This is a genomic window from Kitasatospora sp. NPDC059817, assembly GCF_042731835.1.
In the GTDB taxonomy this organism is placed as follows: domain Bacteria; phylum Actinomycetota; class Actinomycetes; order Streptomycetales; family Streptomycetaceae; genus Kitasatospora.
In genome coordinates this window covers 1-6,517 of record NZ_JBHWIR010000277.1, presented here as the reverse complement: position 1 = coordinate 6,517, position 6,517 = coordinate 1, and the positions used below count along the sequence as shown (strand labels likewise).

The following is a 6,517-nucleotide window of genomic DNA, read 5'->3' as shown; positions in this document are numbered from 1 at the left end:
ACCGCCCGCTGGAGGGTTTCGTCTACGCGATCACCCCGTTCAACTTCACCGCGATCGCCGGCAACCTGCCGACCGCGCCCGCGCTGATGGGCAACACCGTGGTCTGGAAGCCCGCGCCGGCCCAGACCCTGGCCGCGTACTACCTGATGCGGCTGCTGGAGGCGGCCGGTCTGCCGCCCGGGGTGATCAACCTGGTCACCGGCGACGGCGTCCAGCTGTCCGCGGTGGCCCTCGCCGATCCGGCGCTCGCCGGGCTGCACTTCACCGGCTCCACCGCCACCTTCCAGTCGCTCTGGCAGACCATCGGCGCCAACATCGGCGGCTACCGGGCGTACCCGCGGATCGTCGGCGAGACCGGCGGCAAGGATTTCCTGCTGGCGCACCGCTCGGCCGACCCGGCGATCCTGAAGGCGGCGCTGGTCCGCGGCGCGTTCGAGTACCAGGGCCAGAAGTGCTCGGCGCTCTCCCGGGCCTACCTGCCGCGCAGCCTCTGGCAGAAGATCAAGGACGAGCTGCTGGCCGAGGTGGACGCGCTCACGGTGGGCGACGTCACCGACCTCTCCAACTTCATGGGCGCCCTCATCGACCGGCGCGCCTTCGAGAAGAACCGGGACGCCATCGAGCGGGCCAAGGCCGATTCGACGATCGAGCTGGCGGCGGGCGGCCAGTACGACGACGCGATCGGCTGGTTCGTCCGGCCGACCGTGCTGGTCTCCTCCGACTACCGCAACGAGATCTTCCGGACGGAGTACTTCGGCCCGATCCTGGCCGTCCACGTCTACGAGGACGCCCGCTGGGAGGACGTGCTGCGCCGGGTCGACTCCGGCGCCCCGTACGGCCTGACCGGCTCGGTGATCGCGCAGGATCGTTACGCCATCGCCCAGGCGGTGGAGGCGCTGCGGTTCACCGCCGGGAACTTCTACATCAACGACAAGCCGACCGGCGCGGTCGTCGGCCAGCAGCCCTTCGGCGGCGGCCGGGCCTCCGGGACCAACGACAAGGCGGGCGCCGCCCAGAACCTCCTGCGCTGGACCTCGGCCCGCGCGATCAAGGAGACCTTCGTTCCCCCCACGGACCTGCGGTACCCGCACATGGGCTGAGAGTGAACGGGAGGCTCCGGTTTGGACATGGTGTCCAGGACGGACCGATCATCCTGCGAGTTTGCGCCTCCCTGTCCCTGTCCACCTTCGATTGATCCGGTTAGGCTGGCTGGCGTCGTCGGGTGGCTCCGCAGGACGAATCGTCCTACCCATTGCGAAGGAATTTCATGCGCGCCATGAAGCCTTTTCAGTCGGAAGGTGCGGCAGGATTGCGAGTGACCCGTCGGTGTACACCCACACACCACCGAGTCACGCAACGGCGCGCGACAGGAGCCAAGAAGTCATGCAGACCAAGCTGGACGCAGCCAAGGCCGACCTGCTCAAGAAAGCAGCCGCAGCCGCTGAGAACAGCCAGGTGGGGGGAGCGGCGCCGGGGGAAGGTCTGAGCAACGGCGCTCTGACCGCGTACCTGCACCACTACTACCTCCACACCGCGCCCGAGGACCTGGTCGACCGCGACCCGGTCGACGTCTACGGCGCGGCGGCCTCCCACTACCGGCTGGGCCTCAAGCGCCCGCAGGGCACCGCCGAGGTGCGGGTGCACACCCCCTCGGTCGAGGAGAACGCCTGGTCCTGCGGCCACACCGTGGTCGAGGTCGTCACCGACGACATGCCCTTCCTGGTCGACTCCGTCACCAACGAGCTGTCCCGCCAGGACCGCGCCATCCACGTCGTGATCCACCCCCAGCTGGTCGTCCGCCGTGACATCACCGGCAAGCTGCTGGAGATCCTGGACGTCGACGCCTGCTCCCGCAGCCAGGCCGCCGGCGCCGAGTGGCCCGCCGACGCGAGCGTCGAGTCGTGGATGCACATCGAGATCGACCGCGAGACCGACCGCGACGACCTGCGCGCGATCGAGGCCGACCTGCGCCGGGTGCTCGGCGACGTCCGCGAGGTCGTCGAGGACTGGAGCAAGATGCGCGAGAGCGCGCTGCGCCTGGCCGACGAGCTCGCCGAGGAGCCCCCGACCGGCCTGCCCGAGCAGGAGGTCGGCGAGGCCTGGGAGCTGATGCGCTGGCTCGCCGACGACCACTTCACCTTCCTCGGCTACCGCGAGTACGACCTGGCCGGGCACGAGGGCGAGGAGGTCCTGAAGGCCGTCGCCGGGACCGGCCTCGGCATCCTGCGCTCCGACCCGCGCGGCCACGACGACCACCACCACCCGGCCAGCGAGGCCTTCGGCCGCCTCTCCGCGCCGGTCCGCGCCAAGGCCCACGAGAAGAAGCTGCTCGTCCTCACCAAGGCCAACAGCCGCTCCACCGTGCACCGCCCGTCCTACCTGGACTACGTCGGCGTGAAGAAGTTCAACGCCGCCGGCGAGCCGATCGGCGAGCGCCGCTTCCTCGGCCTGTTCTCCTCCGCCGCCTACACCGAGTCGGTCACCCGCATCCCGGTCGTGCGCCGCAAGGTGCAGGAGGTGCTCGAAGGCTCCGGCTTCTCCAGCGAGAGCCACGACGGCCGCGACCTGCTGCAGATCATGGAGACCTTCCCGCGGGACGAGATGTTCCAGACCGCGGCCTCCGAGCTGATCTCCATCGCCACCAGCGTGCTGTACCTCCAGGAGCGCCGTAAGCTGCGGCTCTTCCTGCGCCAGGACGAGTACGGGCGCTACTTCTCCGCGTTCATCTACCTGCCGCGCGACCGCTACACCACCCGGATCCGGCTGCTGCTCACCGACATCCTCAAGGAAGAGCTGAACGGCGCCACCATCGACTACACGGTGTACGCCACCGAGTCGGTGCTGACCCGTCTGCACTTCGTGGTCCGCGTCGCCCCCGGCACCGAACTGCCGCAGCTCACCGACTCCGACATCGAGCGGATCGAGAACCGCCTCGCCGAGGCCGCCCGGTTCTGGATGGACGGCTTCCACGACCAGCTGCACACCGAACTGGGCGAGGAGAAGGCCGCCGAGCTCGGCCACAAGTACGCCAACGCCTTCCCCGACGGCTACCGCGCCGACTTCCCGCCGCGCACCGCCGTCGCCGACATCAAGCAGATCGAGTCGCTGCACGGCGAGGGCGACTTCCGCCTCAACCTGTACCAGCCGGTCGGCGCCGGCGCCGACGAGCGCCGCTTCAAGGTCTACCGGGTCGGCGGCCCGATCTCGCTGACCGAGGTCCTGCCGGTGCTCCAGCGCCTGGGCGTCGAGGTGCTGGACGAGCACCCGTACGCGCTGCGCCGCTCCGACGGCACCACCGCGTGGGTGTACGACTTCGGCCTGAAGCTGCGCGAGGCCACCGAGCTCACCGACGAGGCCCGCGAGCGCTTCCAGGAGACCTTCGCCGCCACCTGGACCGGCAAGGCCGAGAACGACGGCTTCAACGAGCTGGTCCTCACCGCCGGGCTGACCTGGCGCCAGGCGACGGTGCTGCGCGCGTACGCCAAGTACCTGCGCCAGGCGGGCTCCACGTTCTCCCAGGACTACATGGAGGACGCGCTCCGCAACAACACCCACACCACCCGGCTGCTGGTCAACCTGTTCGAGGCCCGGCTGAGCCCCAGCCACCAGCAGGGCGCCGCCGAGCTGACCGAGGGCATCCTGGAGGAGCTGTCCGGCGCGCTCGACGAGGTCGTCTCGCTGGACGAGGACCGCATCCTGCGCTCCTTCCTGCACCTCATCACGGCCACCCTGCGGACCAACTTCTTCCAGCACGACGGCTCCGGTGACTGGCACTCCTACGTGTCGATGAAGTTCGACCCGAAGGCCATCCCGGACCTGCCGGCCCCGCGCCCCGCGTTCGAGATCTGGGTGTACTCGCCGCAGGTCGAGGGCGTGCACCTGCGCTTCGGCAAGGTCGCCCGCGGCGGTCTGCGCTGGTCCGACCGGCGCGAGGACTTCCGCACCGAGATCCTCGGCCTGGTCAAGGCGCAGATGGTCAAGAACACCGTCATCGTGCCGGTCGGCGCCAAGGGCGGCTTCGTCGCCAAGCAGCTGCCGGACCCGTCGGTCGACCGGGACGCCTGGCTGGCCGAGGGCATCTCCTCGTACAAGACGTTCATCTCCGCGCTGCTCGACATCACCGACAACCTGGTCGCCGGCGAGGTCGTCCACCCGGCCGACGTCGTCCGCCACGACGAGGACGACACCTACCTCGTCGTCGCCGCCGACAAGGGCACCGCGACCTTCTCCGACATCGCCAACGGCGTCGCCGAGTCCTACGGCTTCTGGCTGGGCGACGCGTTCGCCTCCGGCGGCTCGGCCGGCTACGACCACAAGGGCATGGGCATCACGGCCCGCGGCGCCTGGGAGTCGGTCAAGCGCAACTTCCGCGAGCTCGGCGTCGACACCCAGACCGAGGACTTCAAGGTCATCGGCATCGGCGACATGTCCGGCGACGTCTTCGGCAACGGCATGCTGCTCAGCGAGCACATCCGCCTGGTCGCCGCCTTCGACCACCGCCACATCTTCCTCGACCCGAACCCGGACGCCGCCGCCTCCTACGCCGAGCGGCGCCGGCTCTTCGAACTGCCCCGCAGCTCCTGGGACGACTACGACAAGTCGCTGATCTCGTCCGGCGGCGGCGTCTTCCCGCGCACCGCCAAGTCGATCCAGCTCAGCACGCAGGTCCGGGCCGCCCTCGGCGTCCAGGACACCCGGCTCACCCCGGCCGAGCTGATGAAGGCGATCCTCCAGGCACCGGTCGACCTGTTCTGGAACGGCGGCATCGGCACCTACATCAAGGCCTCCACCGAGACCAACGCCGAGGTCGGCGACAAGGCCAACGACGCCATCCGCGTCAACGGCGACCAGGTCCGGGCCCGCGTCATCGGCGAGGGCGGCAACCTCGGCTGCACCCAGCTCGGCCGCATCGAGTACGCCGCGGTCGGCGGCCCCGAGAGCGCCGGCGGCTGGATCAACACCGACGCCATCGACAACTCGGCCGGCGTGGACACCTCGGACCACGAGGTCAACATCAAGATCCTGCTCAACCAGGTCGTCACCGACGGCGACATGACGGTCAAGCAGCGCAACGTCCTGCTCGCCGAGATGACCGACGAGGTCGGCCACCTGGTGCTGCGCAACAACTACGCGCAGAACGTGGTGCTGGCCAACGCCGTCGCCCAGGCGCACAGCATGGTCAACGTCCACTCCCGGATGATCAACCGGCTGGAGTCGGCCGGCCAGCTCGACCGGGGACTGGAGTTCCTGCCCACCGAGCGCCAGATCCGCGAGCGCCAGCAGAACGGCCGCGGCCTCTCGCAGCCCGAGATGTCCGTCCTGCTCGCGTACACCAAGATCACGCTGGCCGACGAGCTGCTCGCCACCGCGCTGCCCGACGACCCGTACTTCCACACCGCGCTGCACGACTACTTCCCGAGCGCGCTGCGGGCCCGGTTCGCCGACGCAATCGACGGCCACGCGCTGCGCCGCGAGATCATCACCACCCTGATCGTCAACGACACGATCAACCGCGGTGGCTGCACCTTCGCCTTCCGGCTGAAGGAGGAGACCGGCGCGACCTACGAGGAGATCGCCCGGACCCACACCGCCGCCCGGGCCGTGTTCGGCCTGGAGGACATCTGGGCCGAGATCGAGGGCCTGGACAACGAGGTCACGGCCCGGGTCCAGACCAAGATGCGGCTGCACTCGCGGCGCCTGGTCGAGCGCGCCACCCGGTGGATGCTCAACAACCGCCGCCAGCCGCTCGACATCGCCGGCACCATCGAGTTCTTCCACGACCGGGTCGACCAGGTCTGGGGCTCGCTGCCCAAGCCGCTGCGCGGCGACGACCTGGTCTGGTTCGAGGCCGTCTACAACGAGCTCGCCTCGGCCGGGGTGCCGGAGGAACTGGCCACCCGGATCGCCGGCCTCTCCTCGACCTTCCCGACGCTGGACATCAGCGAGGTCGCGGACCGCTCCGACAAGGACGTCGCCGAGGTCGCCGAGCTCTACTACGACCTCGCCGACCGCCTCCAGATCACCCACCTGCTCGACCGCATCATCGAGCTGCCCCGCACCGACCGCTGGTCGTCGATGGCCCGGGCCGCGATCCGCGAGGACCTCTTCGCGGCGCACGCGGCGCTGACCGCCGACATCCTCGCCTGCGGCCCCGAGGGCGCGACCCCGGAGGAGCGCTACACGGCCTGGGCGGACCTCAACGCGACCCTGCTGAACCGCGCCAAGAGCACCCTCGACGACATAAGGGGTTCGGACAACTACGAGCTGTCCAGCCTCTCGGTCGCGATGCGTGTCATCCGCACTCTCCTGCGCACGGGCTCCATGCGCTGACGGCCGGCTGCACAGCAAGGCCCTGTCCGGCCGATCTTGCCGGGCCCGCGACGCCGGGCATCCCGCCTGGACGCACGCCCGAATCGCCCAAGTACGTCCAGTACGAGGATGATTCGGGCGCACGCCCAGCCGGGCGCCCAACGCCGCGGGCTGATCCGCCAAGATCGACCGGACAGGACCTAAGCGG

General features: G+C 69.8%; 2 protein-coding genes. Both read left to right on the top strand.

The genetic code is table 11. The features are described 5' to 3' along the window. Positions 1-1,100: aldehyde dehydrogenase family protein (locus tag ACFV61_RS33155; RefSeq protein WP_380495731.1), on the top strand; the 1,100-nt coding region annotated here is incomplete at its 5' end. Between the two features lie 283 nt (positions 1,101-1,383). Further along, the gene (locus ACFV61_RS33150; protein WP_380495729.1) at positions 1,384-6,330 is read left to right on the top strand and encodes an NAD-glutamate dehydrogenase; all 4,947 of its coding nucleotides are present in this window, start codon (positions 1,384-1,386) and stop codon (positions 6,328-6,330) included. The last annotated feature ends 187 nt before the right edge of the window (positions 6,331-6,517 follow it).

Bases quoted from the DNA above. Each gene is read 5' to 3' on its own strand.
- ACFV61_RS33150 (WP_380495729.1), top strand. From the start codon at position 1,384: ATGCAGACCAAGCTGGACGCAGCCAAGGCCGACCTGCTCAAGAAAGCA.